Origin of the sequence: Nonomuraea sp. NPDC049607, from assembly GCF_040675375.1 — a bacterium.
Lineage (GTDB): Bacteria > Actinomycetota > Actinomycetes > Streptosporangiales > Streptosporangiaceae > Nonomuraea.
Genome location: NZ_JBFAOV010000004.1, coordinates 44,749 through 63,357 on the forward strand (window position 1 = coordinate 44,749; position 18,609 = coordinate 63,357).

Sequence of the window (18,609 nt, forward strand, 5' to 3'; positions counted from 1 at the left end):
GCGTGGCCGGCATGACAGCGGAGCCGGTCGCCGGGGATCACAGCCACGCACCCATCGCCGCGATCTGTACGGTGGCCAAGTAGCGGACGGCGAGCTTGTCGTATCGGGTGGCCGCGGTCCGGTACCGCTTGAGCCGGTTGATCCCGCACTCCACGGCGTGCCGCAGCTTGTAGTCCTCCCGGTCGAATACCGGCGGTCGACCGCCGGCGCTGCCGCGACGTTTCCGCCCGGCAATCTGGTCGCGGCGCTCCGGGATCGTGGCCCGGATGCCCCGACGTCGCAGGTAGACGCGGTTGGCCTTCGAGCAGTACGCCTTGTCGGCCCGCACCCGATCCGGGCGGCAGCGGGGACGGCCAGCACCCAGGCGGGGCACCCGAATCGCCTCCGACACGGGCACGAACTGTGGACTGTCGCCGCGCTGTCCAGCGGTGACGACCAGGGACAACAGGCGCTGTCCGGGTTCGCAGGCCAGATGGATCTTGCTGGTCAGGCCGCCGCGGGAGCGGCCCAGGCCGTGGTCGGCCGGTTCGATGTCCACCCCGCCCGGGGGCTCCTTCTGGGCTGCGCCGTCGCGGCGGGCGCCGGCGGCGTGCTGATGGGCCCGGCTGATCGTGGAGTCCACCGTCACGTCCCAGATAATCCGCCCGGCAGCATCGGCCCTGGTCTGCAGCTTGATGAGCGGCATGGCCCACACGCCTCGCGCTGCCAGCGCCGGAACAGTGAGTACACCGTCTGCCATGGACCGTACTCCTCGGGCAGGTCACGCCAGGGCACACTGGTCCGCACGCGATGCCGAACCCCGTCGATCAGCCTGCGCTGGAACAACGCCGGTCGGCCCGTTGCCGCCACCGGCAACAACGGCTCCAGCACCGCCCACTGCGCATCACTTAAGTCCCCACGCGCCACACCGAGATCACCCCGGTGCAGCGCGATCAACGCGACAGGGTTCTGAGACACGCCATAGGGCCTGTACGGAGTTCGGATCTACAGCCCACCCAGGCGGCTGTCAGGCGTCTTGTCGAACCGGCCCTTCGTGCTGACCTGGACTGCTTTCGGAGCCGGCGCACCGCCTGCAGATCGGTTTGATCGTTCGACAATTCTCGCACTATCATCGTGCGAAAATTGTCGAACGATTGAAGGTGGTTCCGTTGGCGCCGGCACGGGTGTACCAGCATCCCGAGGTTGATGAGATCGCGATCCCGCGCGTGTTGTTCGCGTTGAGTGAGCCGCTGCGGTTGTCGATGGTGCGGATGCTCGCGGAACGCGGCGAGGTGGACAGCATCGAGCTGGGCCCGGACCTGCCGCGCTCGACGCTCACACATCACACCAGCCTCCTGCGCGAGTCCGGAGTGGTGTTCGTCCGTGCCGAGGGACGCAAGTGCCTGATCCGACTTCGCGACGACGACCTGGAGGCGCGGTTCCCCGGATTGATCGACACCGTGCTCAACGGCTACCAGGAAGCCGCTCCCACGCAGGAGGACGCGTGATCCGCCGTGTCTGGCCGCTTGTCGCGGCCGCGATCGCGCTGGGGATCGACGCGTACGTTCTCGCCGGGGTGCTGCCCTCGATCGCCGATTCGCTCGCCACGACGGTCGCGGCGGTCGGCCTGGGGGTGACGGCCTTCACCGCCGCGTACGCTCTGGCGGGACCGTTGTTGTCCGGATCGCTGATCCGCGGGAGTACCGCGAGGGCGCTGCTGATCGCGCTGGGCGTGTTCAATCTCGGCAACCTCGTCACCGTGGTCTCGCCGGGGACCGAGGTGTTCCTCGCCTCGCGGGTGATCGCGGGCGCCGGCGCCGGTGTGCTCACCGCAGTGGCGACCGCAGCCGCCGCCGCCATGGTCGCCGACCACGAACGGGGTCGCGCCATGGCCATGGTGACCTTCGGCCTGTCCACCGGGACGGTCGCCGGAGTGCCGGTCGGGATGCTCATCGGCGACCGGTTGAGCTGGCGATGGACCATGGCCCTGGTCGTCGCGGTCGGCCTGCTCAGCATGGTGGCCCTGGCCGTCAAGGCGCGTACGATCCCGTCGTTGCCCGCTTCGCGTGGTCCCGCCTTCGCGGTGCTGCGTTCGGCGAGGACGCTCGTCGGGGTCGCCGCCGCGTTCCTCCTCGGTGTGGCCAGTCTCGGGCTCTACACCTACCTGCTGCCCATGGCCGAGGCGCGAGGGCTCCAGGACTGGGGATTCGCGCTGGTGTGGGCCTGGGGCATCGGCGGAGTCGCCGGCTCCGCCCTGGTCGGCAGGCCGCTGGACGCCTTCGGGCCCCGTACGCTGCTCATCGTCTTGCCCGCCGTGCTCCTGGGGGGCTTCGCGGTCTTCTGGTTTTCCGCCGCACCGGCGGCCTGGCTCGTCGCGGCGGCGTTGTGGGGGGCGGCGGGGTGGGCGAGCGTTCCCACCCTCCAACAAGCCCTGACCGGGGCCCGGCCCGAGCGGGCGATGCCGATCGTCGCGTTCCAGATGGCGGCGATGTATCTCGGTTCCGCCGCGGGAGCCGCCGCGGGCAGCGGCCTGCTCGCCAACGGCGTCGATCCGGGTGATCTGTCCGCATGGGCGCTGATCCCCGCAGCCCTGGCGTTGCTGCTCACCTGCCGACTCGGCATCGGCACGCTCCGCGCTCATGCCCGGCGCCCCGCCTCCCGCCTCGCCTGCGAGGCCGCAGACTGAGCGGGCGGCCCGGACGAAACCTCGGTGGCTCCTCCGGTAGGCGGTCGAAGGGCGGGAACGATCGCCGTCGCGGCCGGCCGACTGTCATGCTACTGTCCTTACATCATTCAGCTTATGAACGATTTTGGGTGAGAATAGTGATCGACCATCGCGCAGTGCAGATCGTCTTCGCCGACCTGCAGGACAGCATCGTGGCCCTGAGCAGTACGAACAGCCCTGAGGCCATCAGGCGGTCTGCCGGGGTGCTCGGCAAGGTCGCGCAGCTGCTGGAGATTCCCTTCACCGTGTCGGTCGCACCCAGGCCCGATGGGCCTGGCGTCATCACCGAACTTCCCGAAGCGCCCCCCTTCGTGCGCGGCGGACCGTGCTGCTGGGACGACCAGGCATGGCGCGAAGTGATCGCCGCCGAGGCCCGCAAGACGCTGGTCGTCTGCGGTGTGACCTCGGAGATCGTCGTCCTGCACACCGCGCTCGACGCCCTGGCCGATGGGTATGACGTCATCGTCCTGGTTGATGCGAGCGGCGGTATGTCGGAGCGTACGGAGAACGCGGCCTTCCGTCAGATCGAGGCGGCGGGCGGCACGGTGACCTCGGTGGCGAGCTTCGTCACCGGCATGGTGCGCGATTTCACCACCCCCATCGGCCGCCAGGTCATCGCCGCACTGCACGGCCTGTCGGGCTAGCGATCACAACCGCGGCCCGTGCCCGCAGAGGACGCCCTCCGTCCAGATCTCCGAGAGAAGTCCCATGAAACTCGCGCCCCACCTGCACCGCCTCGGCAACGACATCGTGGCCTGCTACCTCGTCGACACCGCCGAGGGCATCACGCTCATCGACGCCGGGCTGCCCGGCCACTGGCGGGACCTGCAACGCGAACTTCGCTCTCTGGGCAAATCCGTGGACGACATCCGCGGACTTGTCCTGACCCACGGCGACTCCGACCACATCGGCTTCGCCGAACGGCTGCGAAGCGCCCACGGCGTGCCGGTGTTCGTGCACGCCGCCGACGCCGTCCGCACCCGTACCGGGGAGAAGCCCAAGGTCGCGGCCGGGCCCATGCGCCTCGGGCCGACACTCGGGTTCTTCTCCTACTCCGTCCGCAAGAACGGCCTGCGCCCCCGCTACGTCGGCGAAGTCACCGAGATCGGTGACGGCGACGTCCTGGACCTGCCCGGGAGCCCGGTGATCGTGGGCATGCCAGGACACTCCCCGGGCAGCGTGGCGGTGCACATCCCGCTCGCCGACGCCGTCTTCGTCGGGGACGCCCTCACCACGCGCCACGTCCTCACCGGACGCGAAGGCCCCCAACCGGCCCCTTTCACCGACGACCCGGCCGAAGCCCTCGACTCCCTCGACCGGATCGGCGGACTGCCGGCGTCCTGGGTGCTTCCCGGCCATGGCGCTCCTTGGCGCACCTCGCCGGCCAGAGTGGGGGAAGAGGTTCGGTCGGCGTCTGCTGGTACCCACGGGTGAGCCGGGCCCCCATATCGCCCGACACCGGCGCACGCGGTGGCGGCCGGGGCCTGTGTCCGGGCTGATGTCGTGCCCCCCGAGTCCCACTGTGCGCGTCGTGGACGCTCAAAGTGTCAGGGCCACGGCCGGCATTGCAGTTCGCGATACGAACGAGTATAGTTCGTATCGCGAACTGAATGAAGGGCGATATTGTGTCCATATCTGACGTGGTGTTTGGTTTTGGGGCGCATTCCGGTTTCGAGGACCTGCCCGAGCTGTCGCGCATGGTTCAGCAGGCCGACCGGGACGGGCTTGATCTCTTCTCGCTGTCCGACCATCCCTATCTCGGCGAGCGGCTGGACGCCTACGCCACGATCGGCTTCCTCCTGGGCGGCACGCGGCACATCGCGGGCCTGGCCAACGTCACCAACCTGCCGACCAGGCCCGCCCCCATGCTGGCCAGGACGGTGACGTCGTTGTCGGCGCTGTCGAACGGCCGCGTCGTGCTCGGCATGGGCGCGGGCGGGCTGTGGGACCGCATCGCCGACATGGGCGTGCCCCGGCAGACCCCCGGCGAAGCCGTGGACGCCTTCGAGGAGGCGATCGTCCTGATCCGGAAGCTGTCGGGCGGCGGCGCGCCGGTCACCCACGAGGGACGTCACTACCGGGTGCGCCGGATCGAGCCCGCCCCCGTGGTCGCGCCTCAGGTGTGGACCGGGTCGAACGGGCCGAAGTCGCTGGCCGCCACGGGCAGGGTGGCCGACGGCTGGATCCCCGGTCACGCGGCCGACTGGCGCAGCGAGCGCTACCGCGCCTCACGGCCGATCATCGACGAGGCGGCGGCCGCAGTGGGCCGCGACCCGCGCGAGATCCGTACGATCTACAACTTCCCGGGCCGCATCACCGACCGCCCGCTGCCCGCCACCCGCGACCACGACGGGCGCTGGATCGGCGGCTCCGTCGGGCAGTGGGTGGAGGAGCTGACCGAAGCGGTGCTGGAGCACGACGCCTCGGGCTTCATGCTCTTCTCCTCCGGCCACGGCGCCTCCGACCTCACCACGCTGGCCCGCTGGGCACAGGAGATCGTGCCGTCCGTCCGCGAGGCGATCGCGAAGTAGCGAGACGGGCTGCGAGGCCCTGAGCTCGAACGGTGCTCTGATCGGCGGGTTCGCCACCGTCGGCGTGCTGGGGGTGGCCTCCGGACCGGCCGTCGCCGCTCGTAGCAGGCGGACCGGGCCCGGGTGATCGTGCACGCGCCCGCGGCGTACGTGCGGGACCGGCTGCCGATCCCCATGGAGGTGGAGTCCCTGGGCGAGGACCGGTGCGCGTTCGAGCCGGGCTCGGACCATCCGGAGATGCTCGCCCTCCATCTCGGGCTGCTGGACGCGGACTTCACGATCGTGGACTCGCCGGAACTGGTCGACGCGCTGCGCAACCTCACGGACCGCTACCGGCGCGTGATCGACGCCGCCGGGCGGCCGTCCGGTGGGCCGACGGACCGGTGAGTCGGGCGAGGGCGGCGGGCCCTTCGGCGGGGTGCGGCGTCGAGTACCGGGTTGTCGGTGCCGCATGGCATGCTGCCTGACATGGCGGGAACCGATCCAGCACTTGTCACCCTGGTCCTCGGCGACGAGGAGCTGCTTGCCGAGCGGGCGGTGGGTGCTGTCGTCGCGGCGGCGCGGTCCGGCGATCCCGGGGCCGAGGTGCACGATCTCGTCGGAGGGAAGATGGGCACCGGCGAGCTGACCCAGCTGACCTCGCCCTCGCTCTTCGGCGACCGTTCGGTGGTGGTGATCCGCTCGGCCCAGGATCTGCCGAAGGACGTCATCACCGAGGTGGTGTCGTACGCGAAGCAGCCGTCCGACGACACGGTCCTCGTGCTGGCGCACCCGGGTGGGGTGAAGGGGAAGGCGCTGGTCGACGGCGTGAAGAAGGCCGGGGCCAAGGTGGTGACGATCAACAAGGTCACCAAGGCCGGGGAGCGGCTGGAGTTCGTCAAGGCGGAGATCAAGCGGGCCGGGCGGAACATCTCGGGCGATGCGGCCCAGGCGCTGCTCGACGCGGTGGGCAACGATCTGCGGGAGCTGGCGGCGGCGTGCAACCAGCTCGCCTTCGACACCGAGGACAAGACGATCAGCGCGGCGGCCGTGGCGCGCTATCACAAGGGGCGGGCCGAGGTCACGGGCTTCAACGTGGCCGACTCGGCGATCGAGGGGCGTCTGGCCGAGGCCCTGGAGCAGTTGCGCTGGGCCCTGGGCACCGGGGTCGCGCCTGTGTTGCTGGTGAGCGCGCTGGCCGGTGGGCTGAGGTCGCTGGCCAAGGTGGGCAGCGCGCCGCGCAACCTGCGTGGCGGGCAGCTCGCCGCCCACCTGGGCATGCCGCCCTGGAAGGTCGACCGGGTCAAGCGCCAGCTGAACGGCTGGGGGCCGGAGGGGCTGTCCCGGGCGATCCAGGCGGTGGCCACCGCGGACGAGCAGGTCAAGGGTGGCGGGGCGGACGCGGCGTACGCCCTGGAGCATGCCGTGCAGGTGGTCGTCGCCAGCCGTACAGGCCGGTAGCGAACCCGCACGTGACGGGCGGTGCCCCCCAGGTCGGCCTCAGGCGGTGCGCAGGGGGCGGAAGAACGTGGTGAGGTCGGTCGTGAGCTGGGCCGGTTCTTCCAGGGGCATGAAGTGGCCGCCTCGGGCCGGGGTGTTCCAGTGGCGGAGGTCGGTCAGGGCGCGTTCGGCGAGGCTGCGGGGAAACCGGGCCACCGAGGGCTCGTGGCTGAGCGTGACGGCCGACGGGACGGTGATGGGCGGCCGGGGCGGGTTGAGGTGCCAGTCGTAGTACGACTTGAACGAGGTGCCGATCGAGCCGGTGGCCCAGTAGAGGGTCAGCATGGTGAGCAGGGTGTCGCGGTCGAACCGGGTCTCCAGGTCGCCCTGGCAGTCGCTCCAGGCCCGGAGCTTGTCCACGATCCACGCGGCCAGGCCGGTCGGTGAGTCGACCAGGGCGGCGGCGATGGTGTCGGGGCGCGTGAGCATGATCTCGCTGTAGCCGCCGTCGCGCTCGTCGTAGGCCGCCTCGGCGTCCAGGAACGCCTGTTCCTCGGGGGTCAGTGGCGGGGTGTCGAGGGAGGCGGGGACGGGCGGGTGGATCAGGTGGATTCCGAGCACCTGGTCCGGATACAGGGCGCCCAGCCAGCCGACGGCCGCGCCGCCGATGTCGCCGCCGAAGGCCCCGTAGCGTTCGTGGCCCAGCACCTCGGTCATGAGCAGGTGCAGCGTGCCGGCCATCGCGGCTCGGGTGAGGGGTTCGGCCGGCAGGCCGGAGTAGAGGAAGCCCGGCATCGACGGGATCACGACGTCGAAGGAGTCGCCGGGGTCGCCGCCGTACCGGGCGGGGTCGGCCAGGCGGGTGGCCAGGGGCAGCATCTCCAGGAAGCTGCTCGGCCAGCCGTGGCAGAGCAGGATGGGCATCGGGTCGGGGCCGGCGCCGGGGACGCGCAGGAAGTGGAGGTCCTCTCCCCGCACGGGAGCCTTGTAGTGGTCCAGCTCGTTGAGTCGGGTCTCCTGGGCGCGGAAGTCGAACCCGTCGGCCCAGTACGCCACCAGCTCCCGCAGGTAGGCCGGGTCCGTCCCGCCCTCCCAGGGGCGATGGTCGAGCGATCCGGTGAATCGGGCGTTGCGGAGACGGGTGCGCAGGTCGGCGAGTACGTCGTCGGGAACGTCAATGTGGAAGCGCGTCGTCTGTGATGTCGGGAATGTCATCTCAGCATGGTTATCACCGGACGCCTGTCGGTCTCAATGCAATTGTTGAGGGTTGCTCTCCACGTAGAGCAGCAGCTGTTTGAGCAGGTTGTCCAGGGTGTCCTGGTCGCCGGGGGACAGGGCGTTCACCATGGCGGTTTCCAGCACGGCCAGGACGGCCATGGCGTCCATCCAGAGGTCGTGGCCCTTGGGGGTGAGTTCGACGTCCACGCGCCGGCGGTCCTCGGTGCTGCGGACGCGGCGTACCAGACCTGCCTTCTCCAGCGTGTCGAGGCGGCCGGTCATGCCGGCGGGGGAGAGCAGCAGTTCGGCGGCCAGCTCGGTGGGGGTGGCGGTGCCGTTGTGGGCCGCGAGCCTGTGGAGCGTCTGGAACTCGAAGTCCTGCACCCCGGTCTGGGTCAGCGCGGCGGCCTTGGCGTGGCCCAGGTGTTTCACCAGCGACTGCATGCGGGTCACGATCCCCTCCGCCCGCTCGTCGAAGGGGGCCTTGCCGCGCCAGCGGGCCAGATGACGATCGACGGAGTCCTCCACAGGACAGGATGATACGCCAACAAGTAATTTGTTGACGAATCATTCGCTGGCGAACTACATTTTCGGTCATGTCGTTCTCGTCGCTTGTCGCGTCCAGGAACCGGCTGCTGGCCGGGCGCTGTATGTCGGCGCTCGCCACGGCCATGATCCCCACCACGCTGACCCTGGCCGTGCTGCGCGCCACCGGGTCGGGGGAGGCGCTGGGGTTGGTGCTGGCCTGCGAGATGGTCCCGTTGTTGTTGCTGCTGCCCGTCGGGGGCGTGCTGGCCGACCGGATCAGGCCCGAACGGGTCGTCCTGGTCGCCGACCTCACGCGGTGCCTGGCGCAGGGGGCCATGGCGGTCGAGCTGCTCGCCGGGGTGAACCGGGTGCCCGATCTCGCCGTGTTGTCGGCCGTCTCGGGGGCGGCGATCGCGTTCGGGAGCCCCGCGGTTCCGCGGCTGGTGGTGGCGGTGGTGCCGGGGGCGGACAGGCTGCGGGTGAACGCGCGGATCGGGGTGGTGACCAGCGTGTCGGCGGTGCTGGGGCCGGCGCTCGCGGGGACGCTCACGCTGGCCGTCGGGCCCGGGTGGGCGGCGGGGCTCACGGCGATGGTGTTCGCGTGCTCGGCGGTGACCCTCGGGGGAATCCGTACAGCAGTCATGGGCCGGGGCGCCGGGGAGCGTCAGGGCCGGGGGGCCGGGTTCGCGCGGGAGCTGGTCGAAGGGTTCGGGGAGGTCAGGAAGCGGCCGTGGTTCCTGACCTGTGTGCTGGGACATGGCGTGTGGCACTTCATGGCCGGTCTGTTCCTCACTCTCGGGCCGCTGGCGGCCGTGCAGCGGCTGGGAGGCGAGGCCGGTTGGATGATCATCGTGCAGAGCGGCACGGTCGGGCTGGTGGCGGGGGTGCTGGTCGCGCCGCGGCTGCGGGTGCGCAGGCCGCTGGTCGTCGTTCAGGCGGGGGCCGCGGTCTATCTGCTGCCCATGGTGGCGCTGCCGGTGGCCGTGGGGTTCGGGCTGTCGGTGGTGGTGGTCGCGGTGGCCTACTTCGTGGCCATGGTGGGGCTCGGGGTGCTCAGTCCGTTGTGGGAGACGGTGGTGGCCGAGGAGATCCCGGAGCGGGCGCTGGGGCGGGTGCGGTCGTTCGACCAGCTCATCTCGTTCGCGGCGCGGCCGGTCGGGCTGGCCGTCGCGGCGCCGCTGGCGGGGGTGACCGGGATGGCGGCGCTGATGGTCACCGGTGGGGTGCTGGTCGCCGTCGCCAACCTCGTCGCGGTGGTGCGCTCGCCCGAGGCCGCGCCCCCTCGGGCCGCCGGGGACCGGGGTCAGGTGCCCGTCCGGCGGAGTGCCTGAGCGAGGGGGCCTGGGCGGGCGGGGGTCAGGTGAGGGCCGGTTCGCGGACGACGCCGTCGCTGATCTCCAGCACCCGGTCCGCCAGCGTGATCAGACTCGGGTCGTGCGTGGCGACCAGCGCCGTGACCCCTTCACTCCGTACGAGCGCCCGCAACAGCTCCATGATCTGCCGCCCCGTCTGCGAGTCGAGCTGCCCGGTGGGCTCGTCGGCCACCAGCAGCCGGGGCCGGTTGGCCAGGGACCGGGCGATCGCCACCCGCTGCCGCTGGCCGCCCGACAGCTCGTACGGCCGCTGGTTCACGTGCGCCTCCAGCCCCACCAGCGCCAGCAGCAGCCGTACCCGCTCCTCGCGCTCGGCGGACGGCACGCGGGCCAGCCGCATCGGCACCCCCACGTTCTCGGCCGCCGACAACACGGGGATCAGCCCGAACGACTGGAACACGAAGCCCACCACGTCCCGGCGCAGCGCCAGCAGGGCGTCCTCGGACAGGGACGTCACCTCGCGCCCGTCCACGACCACCCGGCCGGAGTCGGGACGGTCCAGGCCGCCGATCTGGTTGAGCAGCGTGGTCTTGCCCGACCCCGAACGTCCGCGGACCGCCACCAGCTCCCCGGGGAACACCTCGAAGGACACCTCGCGCAGCGCGACGACCTCCTTGGGCCCGCTCCGGTAGACCTTGCGGACCCCCTCCACCACGACCAGGGGCTCATTGCTCATGGGAGGGCTCCTCTCGGGCGGGCCAGACGCCGATGTGGTCGGATTCGAGTTCGAGTCGCACCCGGCGCTCCATGTCCAGGGCGTTCATGAAGTCGCGCGGGAGCTGCAGGCGGCCCACGCGGTCCAGCACGGCGTACTCCTCGGCGACGATCTGCCCCTCGGCGCCCTCGCGCCGCAGCGTCTCGCTGCTGGTACGCCCGTCGCGGATGCCCACGGTGCGGTCCACCTGCTCCGACACCAGCGGGTCGTGGGTCACGATGACCACGGTCACGCCGAGCTCCCTGTTCGCCTTCCTGAGGGAGTCGAAGACCTGCCCGGACGTCTCGCTGTCCAGCTCGCCGGTGGGCTCGTCGGCCAGGATGAGCTGCGGCTCGTTCGCCAGGGCGACGGCGATGGCGACCCGCTGCTGCTCGCCGCCCGACATCTCGGGCGTGCGGCGGTCGGCGCAGTAGCCGACGCCCAGGAGCTCCAGCAGCTCGCCGGCGCGGGCGCGGCGCGCCCGGTCGCCGCCGGCCAGCTTCATGGGCAGCTCGACGTTCTCCCTGGCGGTCAGGTACGGCAGCAGGTTCCGCGCGGTCTGCTGCCAGATGAAGCCCACCACGGACCGCCGGTAGCGCAGCCGGTCCTTGGCCGTCATGGCCAGCAGGTCGGTGCCGGCGACCCTGGCCACCCCGGCGGTCGGCACGTCGAGGCCCGACAGCACGTTGAGCAGCGTGGACTTGCCCGACCCCGACGCGCCGACGATGGCCACCAGCTCGCCCTTGTCGATCACCAGGTCGAGGCCCTGCAGGGCGACGACCTCGACGCCCTCGGTCTTGTAGATGCGGACGAGGTTGTCGCAGACGATGTGCGCGTCGGCCCCGAAGGCGGTCTTCTCCCGCGTGGCCTTGGCTTCCAGCTCTGACAGGGTCGGGTTCATGTGAGGTCCCCCACTCGAAGGACGGCGCCGAGGCTGCGACGGCGGCTGATGGCGGTGTGCGCGTACGCGCCGAACACGGCCACGACGGCCAGCCCGGCCGACAGCGCGGTCGGCGTGATCAGGTCTAGGGAGTAGTCGCCGACGGGCAGGTCGCCGGCGTAGGAGGACAGGTCGACGCCCGGCCCGAGCGCCGCGGGCAGCCCGAGGCCGAGCAGGAGGCCGGCCAGCGCGGTCAGCAGGATCATCGGCATGATCTCCAGGACGGTGAGCCGCTGCGCCTGCCGGTCCGACAACCCCAGCGTACGCAGGAACGACAGCGCCCTGGCCCGGTCAGCCGCCCCGATCACCAGCGAGAGGATGACCGCGACCAGCGCGTACGCCGCCAGCGCGACCGTGACCACGACCAGCGTGGTGCGCACGGTGCTGGTCAGCGGGTCGTCCTGGATGGCGGCCAGGGCCAGCGGCTGGGACTCCACGGTGCCGAGCGGGACCATCCGGCGCAGCTCGTCGAGCGCGGGGTTGCCGCGGATGAGCAGGGTGTTCACGGCGGGCCGCACGAGCGAGTCCAGCGGCAGGATCAGGAACTTGCCCTGGTTGTAGAAGCCGGGCACGGAGGTGATCACGCCACCCTCGGGCACCTTGAGCCGCGACTGCCAGCCGATCTCGTACGTGCCCCGCCCCTTCAGGTCGGGCGAGACGAAGGCGCCGCTCCCGGCGGGCACGCCGATCGGCGCCCCGGCCAGCACCCGCCGCCACTCGGGCAGGTTCACGGCGATGGCCTCGGCGCGCTCGGCGCCGTACCCGACCTGGACGCGGCCGGTCTGCGCGAGCACGACCTGCTCGACGCCCGGGGTCCTGCGCACCCGCTCGATCACGTCGGCCGGGATCTCGACCCGGGAGGTGACCTTGACCGGCGCGCCCACCTGCTGCCAGGACGCCAGCCGCTGCGTGCTCACCAGCCCGTCGGAGATCACCGCGGCGAACACCGACACGCCCAGCGCGGGCAGCAGGATCAGCACCGGCAGCACCGACGCCGACCGCGCCCTGGCCGCCCTGGTCAGCCCCAGGAACGGCACGGCCCCCGGCCGCCGCGCGGCCAGCCGTACGAGCAGCCGCAGCGGGTACGGGTAGCAGCGCAGGATGATCACGGCCGCGGCGAGCGTCAGCGCGATCGGCACCACCAGCAGGAACGGGTCGAACCCGGCCGAGGCGGTCAGCCCGCGGGTGCGCAGCAGGTAGGCCCCGGCCAGCGCGAGCACCACCACCAGCACCTCCAGCGTGAGCCGGCGGGCGGAGGGACGGGCGGTGCTGACGTCCTCACGCTGCTCGTGCAGCGGCACCCGGTGGGTGGAGGCCAGCGAGGCGGCGGTGAACCCGACGGCGGCCGCCATCACCAGCAGCGGCCCGACGTGCACGATCGGCAGCACGGGCCCGGGGACGAGCCAGGACAGCGCGTACCCGGCGAGCCCGGCGGGCACGACGGCGAGCGCGGTCAGCGCCGCGCCGGTGCCCGCCACCTGCCGCAGCGACCCGCCACGGGCCCGGGTCAGCGCCAGCGTGTGGTCGAGCCGGCCGGCCAGGAGCTGCACCGCCAGCACGATCACGCCGACCGCCACCAGCAGCAGGCCGCCGAGCACCAGGTACATCACGGTCTGCGCGGTGGACTGGGCCGCCACGAAGTCCGTCAGCAGCTTGGGCAGCGCGGTCAGCACCCGGTACGGGCTGAACGAGCCCGACGCCTGCAACCCGATCACCCGCTCGAACTCGCTGACGGCCACCTGGAGGTCGCTCGTGGCCAGCGCGTCGGCCTTGTCCGGGTCGACGGGCAGCACCCAGTAGTAGGCCAGGTTGCGCCCGTCGCCGCTGAGCGCGGTCAGCCCGTCGTCCGACATGATCGTCGTGATGTGCTTCTCGAACTCCATCTTGCCCGGCGGCAGGATCCTGGTCACCGACAGGATGTCGCTGTTGTGGCTCCAGTAACGGTCGTCCGGCTTCTTGGCCTTGAACGCGCCGACCAGCTTCACCGCCACGTAGTGGCTCTCGCCGAGCACCTTGACCTGGCCGAGCCGCAGGTCCATCGCGGGCAGCGCGGACTCGACCAGGCCCACCTCGATCAGCGGGATCGTCTCGCCCTGGAAGCTCATGGTGGACGGCTTGCCCGGCGCGCGTCCCTGGGCCCAGTCGACCCGCCGGTCGGCGTCGGACAGCCAGCCGAGGTTCATGAACATGGTGCCGCCCGAGCCCTGGATCGGGGTCAGCGCGGTCTTGGCGCTCATGTGGCTGTCGCCCGTGCCGGAGGGAACGACCAGCGGCCGCAGAGCCGGGGGCACGAGCTGGCGCCAGCGCCGGTCCCTCGACTCGAACTGGTCGCGTTCGTGCAGGTCCTCCTCCTTCGACATCGACGCGACGGCCACGGTCAGGTCGGTCTGCTCGGCGGTGGCGGTCCTGAGCGCGTCGCGCAGCGCCTGGTCGAACGACAACTGCATCGCCCTGGGCAGCCCCGCGACGAGCAGGCAGGCGCTCAGCGTCAGCACGAAGAGCACGGCCACCGCGCCCAGGTGCGTCCGGGCCAGCAGCGGGATCCTCACTGTTCCTCCCGAAGGCCGAGACCCTGCCTGCGCAGGTTGCGCGCCAGCCCGGCGACGATGGCGAGCAGCACCGCGGTCACCCCGGCGAGCATGGCGGCCGTGGCGCCCCAGGGGATGTCGAGCACCACGCCGGGGGTGACCGCCGACGCCTGCCCGGTCAGCACGATGTGCGGCACCACGAGCATGCCCACGACGACGGCGAGCCCGGTCCCGGCCGCCAGCGACAGCCCGATCACGAACGTCTGCTCCATCGCCAGCATCCCGAACACCTGCCGGGAGCTCACGCCGAGCGCCCGCAGGATCGCGAACTCGTTCATCCGCTCGCGGGCCGCGACCGCCGCGTTGACCAGGAAGCCGAGCGCCGCGAACACCAGCGCCGCGAGGAAGCCCAGCATCAGCGCCCCCTGGAGGCCGCTGGCCAGCGGGTCGTCCTGCATCTTGGCGGCCAGGGTGCGCTGGTCGATCGCGGTGACGTCCCAGGCGGGGCGGCCGGTGAGCGCGGCCGCCGCCCGGCCGTCCGGGGTGGCGAGCCACCACTCGGTGGCGGGCCTGGGCAGTTGCCCCGCCGCCAGATCCTGCGCCTGCATCGTCCCCCAGTCGGCCAGTACGGCGTGTTGCCCGGCAGTGGTCGTCGGCATCGTCTCCACGACGGCCACGACCTTGACGTCCATGACCCTGCGGTCGATGCTGGCCCGTCCCACCTGGCCGACGCCCAGCTTGAGCGAGGTCGCCAGGTCGGCGGTGAGCACCACGGGCAGCGGCCCCTGGACCGGCGGCGACCCGAAGGCGGCCGTGGCCGGCTGCCGTCCGGTCGCCTTCAACGACACGGCGGGGGCCGCCACCGGCTGCCCGTCCGCGCTGATGCCGGTCACGGTCAGGCTCCCGCTGCCGGAGGGCGGCGCGCTCGCGACGAGCCCGCGCAGCGACAGCGGGTACGTGATCTTCCCGCTCCGCCCCGCCAGCGCCGCCAGGTCCACGTCCAGGGTGTTCTCGCCGGCCTTCAGCACGCCGAGCGACACGTCCCGCCACACCCCCAGCGCGTCGGACAGCACCAGCCGAACCGGCAGGTCCGCGTCCGTCGTGGCGCGCAGGGTGAGCTTGGACGGTCGTCCCGGCAGGTCCAGCCTGCCCGCCTGCGGCCCGGCCAGCGCCTTGGACATCTCGGCGATGGGCCGGTCGGCCAGGTCGGGGCGGAGCTGGAACAGTGTGCCGAGTTTGGCGGCGTCGATGCCGATCAGGATGGCGTTCTCGCTGCTGACCTCGGTCTGGCCGCGGAAGACAGGCGAGGCGGCGGTCACGCCGGGCAGCGCCGTGAAGGCCGTGCCGCGTCCGAGCGGGCCCAGCTCGGGCGCGTCCGGCGGGCCGGACAGGCGCAGGTCGGCCCCGGCCTGGTGGCGGGCCTGGTCGAGCTGGGAGGCGCGCCAGGTGGCGGCGGTGGCCATGGACACGATGCCGATGGCGATGGCCATGGTGAGCAGCAGCGCGGGGCCGGCGTACTTGAGCGGCCGCCTGCTGACCTGCCACGCGCCGAGCGCGGGGGCCAGGGACGGGCGCCTGGAGGTGATCCGCTCGGCCACCTTGGAGATGCGCGGCACCAGCCGCAGGCCGAGCATGCCGCCGGTGAGCAGGGCCAGCGCGGGCCCGGAGATGATCAGCGGGTCGATGCCGAGCCCGCCGCCCGCGGTGGTGGTGACCGGCGCGCCGTAGTGCTGGAGCTGCCAGATCGCCAGGCCGGCCACGGCCAGCAGCGCGACGTCGGCGCCCGCGCGCTCGATCAGGCCGCGCCCGCCGCCGCGCCCGCGCGCCGACTGCTCCTCCACGTACGTGCGCCGCGCGCCCGCCAGCGCGGGCAGCACCAGCAGCACCGCCGAGGCCAGGGCGACCGCGATCGACACCAGGAACGTGCCCAGGCCGACCGAGGGGTCCAGCCGAACCCCCGACGCCTTGATCCAGGGAAGCTGGTTCACCAGCCCGAGCAGCGGTGGCCCGAGCAACGGCGCGACGATCGCGCACGGGACCGCCACCAGCAGCGCTTCGCCGCCGGCCAGCGCGGCCAGCCGCATCGTGCCCGCGCCGCGCGAGCGCAGCAGCGCCACCTCCATGCGCCGGTGGTCGGCCAGCAGCCGCGCGGTGAGCATCAGCGCGTACGCCGCCAGCAGCAGCAACTGCAGCACCGGGATCAGCATGGTCGAACGGGCCACCAGCGAGGCGGTGTCGAGCTGGGTGAGCATCTCGGGCAGGCGGCTGGTGGTCACGCAGCTCGGGCAGGCGCCGGCCTTCAGGTGCGCGCCCACCTCGCCGACCGCCGCCGCCAGCGGACGGAGCTGGGCCGGCGTCAGCGAGCGCAGGTCGGGCTCGGCGGTCCAGGTGGCGTTCACGTTGGTGGCGAAGCGGGCGATGAACGTCTCGCGCGAGACCATCAGCGGCCCGTACGTGGTGAAGTCGCCGCGTTCGACGCCCCTGCTGAGCAACTGCTCCCCGGTCCAGCGCTCGCCGAAGGGGTCGTCGAGCTGGAAGACGCCGGTGATGCGCACCTGGACGGGCTCCGGCGACAGGCGGCCCACGGTGGTCAGCTCCTGGCCGACCTTGAGCCCGGCCGCCGAGGCCGCCGACAGCGAGATCGCCGCCTCCACCCGGCCGTCGGCGGCCTTGGGCCAGGCGCCGGAGACGAGCTTGGCGTGCTGGTCGAGGCCGTCGTAGCTGCCGAACCTGAGCAGCTCGGGACGGTCCTGCTTCTCCTGGCCGGGCATGGCGTAGGAGTCGGAGTGGAAGCTCGTGGTGAGCGTGGGCGCCTTGGTGTACGCCTTGGCCAGCTCGGCGCGTACCGCCTGGTCGTAGACCGGGAACGTCTTGCCGGTGACGGGGGCGCTGATCGTCGCGGAGGTCTGGCGCAGGGAGGCGGTCTCCATGGTCCTGCGCACGCCGGCGTCGGCGATGGAGGAGGCGTACATGGTGAGCGCGACCAGCGTGGTGGTGGCGAGCAGGATCGAGCCGAAGGCGGCCAGGAGGAGCAACGGCTCGCTGAACGCCCGTTTGACGACCAACGGCCCCCGCATGTGTCCCCCTTCGTCCGTTTAGTGAACCCTCACGGAGAGGGCGGACGGGAGGCAAGGGATCTTGGTAAGGGATGCCCAGCCGATATCGGGCGGCGATGCCCATGTGATATCGAAACTGTGACAAAAAGCGCACAAAAACAAGAACGCCGCACCCCATGAGGAGTGCGGCGTCAGTGCTCCGCCGGACTGTGGCCCGGCGGCGGTGCCTACTTGGCAGCCAGGGAGGCGGCCTGCTTGGCGATCGCCGACTTGCGGTTGGCGGCCTGGTTCTTGTGGATGACGCCCTTGCTGACGGCCTTGTCGAGCTGGCGGGCGGCGACGCGCTGCAGCGCCGCGGCCTGCTCGACGTCGCCCTGCTCGGCGGCCTCGCGGAACTTGCGGACGGCCGTCTTCAGAGAGGACTTGACCGCCTTGTTGCGCAGACGGGCCTTCTCGTTCTGCTTGTTGCGCTTGATCTGGGACTTGATGTTCGCCACGAAGAAGCCTCGGTGAAAGTCTAAGGATGGATGGGGCGCGCGGGCTCGATGAGAGGGCGCGCCACACGCAAGTGAACAGGGTACCAATAACCCAGGTGGCTGCTCAAATCAACGCCCCGGGTGTTCTCAGTTTAGGCCAGCCAGCGGGTCATGTACTCCTTCCAGTCCTCTTCGGTGGCGGCGAAGTCGACGTACAGGGCCAGGCCGAAGCGTTCGCGGCGGCCGTGCTCGGACAGGGCCAGACTCGCGCCCTCGGCGGCCGTCGCCACGCTCTCGGCGGCGTCCAGCCAGGGCAGGCCGTGGTCGTGGTAGGCGGGGGCGCCGATGACCAGGGACTTGTCGTCGGGGACGAGGTGCAGGGCGAGCGCGGCCTGCCTGGCCACATAGCCGCCGTAGAGGGACTGCGTGGGGGCGCCCGAGTCGTACGTCATGATCGCGACCTGGTCCACCCGGTTCACGACCTCCTGGAAGTAGCCCTGCGACCAGTATTTGTCGTGGCCCAGGACGAGCCTGCCCGCCGGGCGCATGAGGGGATAGGGCTCGATCTGCGGGGTGGAGGTGGACAGCAGCCTCGTGTGGGCCCTCGTCCGCTCCAGCAGGTCGAGGAACTCGGCGTCGCCGTCGCCGATGGGCTCGAAGTTGTAGTGGATGCCGTCGTAGCCCGCCTTCATGATGTCGGCCACGCCGGCCAGGACGTTCGCGCGGGACGCGGCGTCGTCGAGGTCGAGGCCGTTCTTGACGCTCTGGCCCAGCCAGGCGGAGACACGCACGCCCGGCAGGTGCCGGTGCATCCAGGTCACGAAATCCGCCGACCTGGGGTGCTTGGCGGGGTCGAGGCGGCCGTCCCATTCGAACGGGCCGGAATGCACGTACACGTCCTTGATGCCGGTGGTGCGCAGGCGTACGGCCAATTGCTCCACGTCCCGCTCCGTGCGGCGACCGTCGACCCAGGCGTGGCCGAGCCAGAGTGCGTCGTTGCCGGTGCTCTTCGCCCAGGCCGCCGGGGCACCGGTAAACTGAAGGAGGAGCGCGCCGGCGAGGAGGCCGGCCAGCGCCACCACGACGGCCGAGGCCAGCGCGACCAGGCGCAGGCCACGGCGGATGACGGTCCGGGTAATCAC

17 protein-coding genes are annotated in these 18,609 nt (G+C 71.6%); 8 read left to right on the forward strand and 9 right to left on the reverse strand.

Features of this window, described 5'->3' with window-relative positions:
- Positions 1-37: 37 nt before the first annotated feature.
- Positions 38-906 (reverse strand): IS5 family transposase gene (locus tag AB0J97_RS10105; RefSeq protein ID WP_364087373.1). Its coding sequence is split into 2 segments (ribosomal slippage): positions 38-705 and positions 705-906, totalling 870 coding nucleotides; the frame shifts between segments, so codons are not numbered across the junction.
- Between the two features lie 233 nt (positions 907-1,139).
- Between AB0J97_RS10105 and AB0J97_RS10110 the strand changes: the two genes are divergently transcribed.
- From AB0J97_RS10110 to holA, 7 genes are all read left to right on the forward strand, one after another.
- Positions 1,140-1,487, forward strand: a complete 348-nt coding sequence (locus tag AB0J97_RS10110) for a helix-turn-helix transcriptional regulator (RefSeq protein ID WP_364086743.1) — start codon at positions 1,140-1,142, stop codon at positions 1,485-1,487.
- A complete protein-coding gene (locus AB0J97_RS10115) occupies positions 1,484-2,665 on the forward strand; it encodes an MFS transporter (protein WP_364086745.1) in 1,182 nt (393 codons plus the stop codon). Before AB0J97_RS10110 ends, AB0J97_RS10115 begins: the two co-directional genes overlap by 4 nt.
- Positions 2,666-2,820: 155 nt before the next feature.
- Complete coding sequence (locus AB0J97_RS10120) at positions 2,821-3,348, forward strand: isochorismatase family protein (RefSeq protein ID WP_364086747.1); 528 nt, start codon at positions 2,821-2,823, stop codon at positions 3,346-3,348.
- A gap of 64 nt (positions 3,349-3,412) precedes the next feature.
- A complete protein-coding gene (locus AB0J97_RS10125; RefSeq protein ID WP_364086749.1) occupies positions 3,413-4,138 on the forward strand; it encodes an MBL fold metallo-hydrolase in 726 nt (241 codons plus the stop codon).
- A 206-nt stretch (positions 4,139-4,344) separates the two neighbouring features.
- Entirely contained in the window at positions 4,345-5,235 is an 891-nt protein-coding gene (locus AB0J97_RS10130) for an LLM class flavin-dependent oxidoreductase (RefSeq protein ID WP_357694152.1), read from the forward strand.
- A 123-nt stretch (positions 5,236-5,358) separates the two neighbouring features.
- Positions 5,359-5,622 (forward strand): hypothetical protein, encoded by a 264-nt coding sequence (locus AB0J97_RS10135; protein ID WP_364086751.1) that lies wholly within the window; start codon positions 5,359-5,361, stop codon positions 5,620-5,622.
- A gap of 81 nt (positions 5,623-5,703) precedes the next feature.
- The gene (gene holA / locus AB0J97_RS10140; protein ID WP_364086753.1) at positions 5,704-6,675 is read left to right on the forward strand and encodes a DNA polymerase III subunit delta; all 972 of its coding nucleotides are present in this window, start codon (positions 5,704-5,706) and stop codon (positions 6,673-6,675) included.
- A 39-nt stretch (positions 6,676-6,714) separates the two neighbouring features.
- Here the strand turns inward: holA and AB0J97_RS10145 are convergent, their stop codons facing one another.
- Both AB0J97_RS10145 and AB0J97_RS10150 read right to left on the reverse strand, forming a co-directional pair.
- Positions 6,715-7,869: an epoxide hydrolase family protein gene (locus AB0J97_RS10145; RefSeq protein ID WP_364086755.1), complete on the reverse strand. Its 1,155-nt coding sequence runs from the start codon at positions 7,867-7,869 to the stop codon at positions 6,715-6,717.
- Positions 7,870-7,902: 33 nt separating this feature from the next.
- Positions 7,903-8,400: a MarR family transcriptional regulator gene (locus AB0J97_RS10150; protein WP_364086757.1), complete on the reverse strand. Its 498-nt coding sequence runs from the start codon at positions 8,398-8,400 to the stop codon at positions 7,903-7,905.
- A gap of 68 nt (positions 8,401-8,468) precedes the next feature.
- Here AB0J97_RS10150 and AB0J97_RS10155 point away from each other — a divergent pair, with 68 nt between their 5' ends.
- Positions 8,469-9,731: an MFS transporter gene (locus AB0J97_RS10155; protein ID WP_364086759.1), complete on the forward strand. Its 1,263-nt coding sequence runs from the start codon at positions 8,469-8,471 to the stop codon at positions 9,729-9,731.
- Positions 9,732-9,756: 25 nt separating this feature from the next.
- On the opposite strand, the gene AB0J97_RS10160 is transcribed toward AB0J97_RS10155, so the two are convergent.
- From AB0J97_RS10160 to AB0J97_RS10185, 6 genes are all read right to left on the reverse strand, one after another.
- Positions 9,757-10,449, reverse strand: coding sequence for an ABC transporter ATP-binding protein (locus tag AB0J97_RS10160; protein WP_357694137.1), 693 nt, complete (start codon positions 10,447-10,449; stop codon positions 9,757-9,759).
- A complete protein-coding gene (locus tag AB0J97_RS10165; RefSeq protein ID WP_357694135.1) occupies positions 10,439-11,368 on the reverse strand; it encodes an ABC transporter ATP-binding protein in 930 nt (309 codons plus the stop codon). The genes AB0J97_RS10160 and AB0J97_RS10165 overlap by 11 nt, the downstream gene beginning before the upstream one ends.
- On the reverse strand, positions 11,365-13,956 hold the full coding sequence (locus tag AB0J97_RS10170) for an FtsX-like permease family protein (protein ID WP_364086762.1): 2,592 nt from the start codon (positions 13,954-13,956) through the stop codon (positions 11,365-11,367). Before AB0J97_RS10170 ends, AB0J97_RS10165 begins: the two co-directional genes overlap by 4 nt.
- Complete coding sequence (locus AB0J97_RS10175) at positions 13,953-17,012, reverse strand: ABC transporter permease (RefSeq protein ID WP_364086764.1); 3,060 nt, start codon at positions 17,010-17,012, stop codon at positions 13,953-13,955. The genes AB0J97_RS10170 and AB0J97_RS10175 overlap by 4 nt, the downstream gene beginning before the upstream one ends.
- 206 nt (positions 17,013-17,218) lie before the next feature.
- Positions 17,219-17,488, reverse strand: a complete 270-nt coding sequence (rpsT, locus tag AB0J97_RS10180) for a 30S ribosomal protein S20 (RefSeq protein ID WP_352352450.1) — start codon at positions 17,486-17,488, stop codon at positions 17,219-17,221.
- Positions 17,489-17,619: 131 nt separating this feature from the next.
- The gene (locus AB0J97_RS10185; protein ID WP_364086767.1) at positions 17,620-18,609 is read right to left on the reverse strand and encodes a hypothetical protein; all 990 of its coding nucleotides are present in this window, start codon (positions 18,607-18,609) and stop codon (positions 17,620-17,622) included.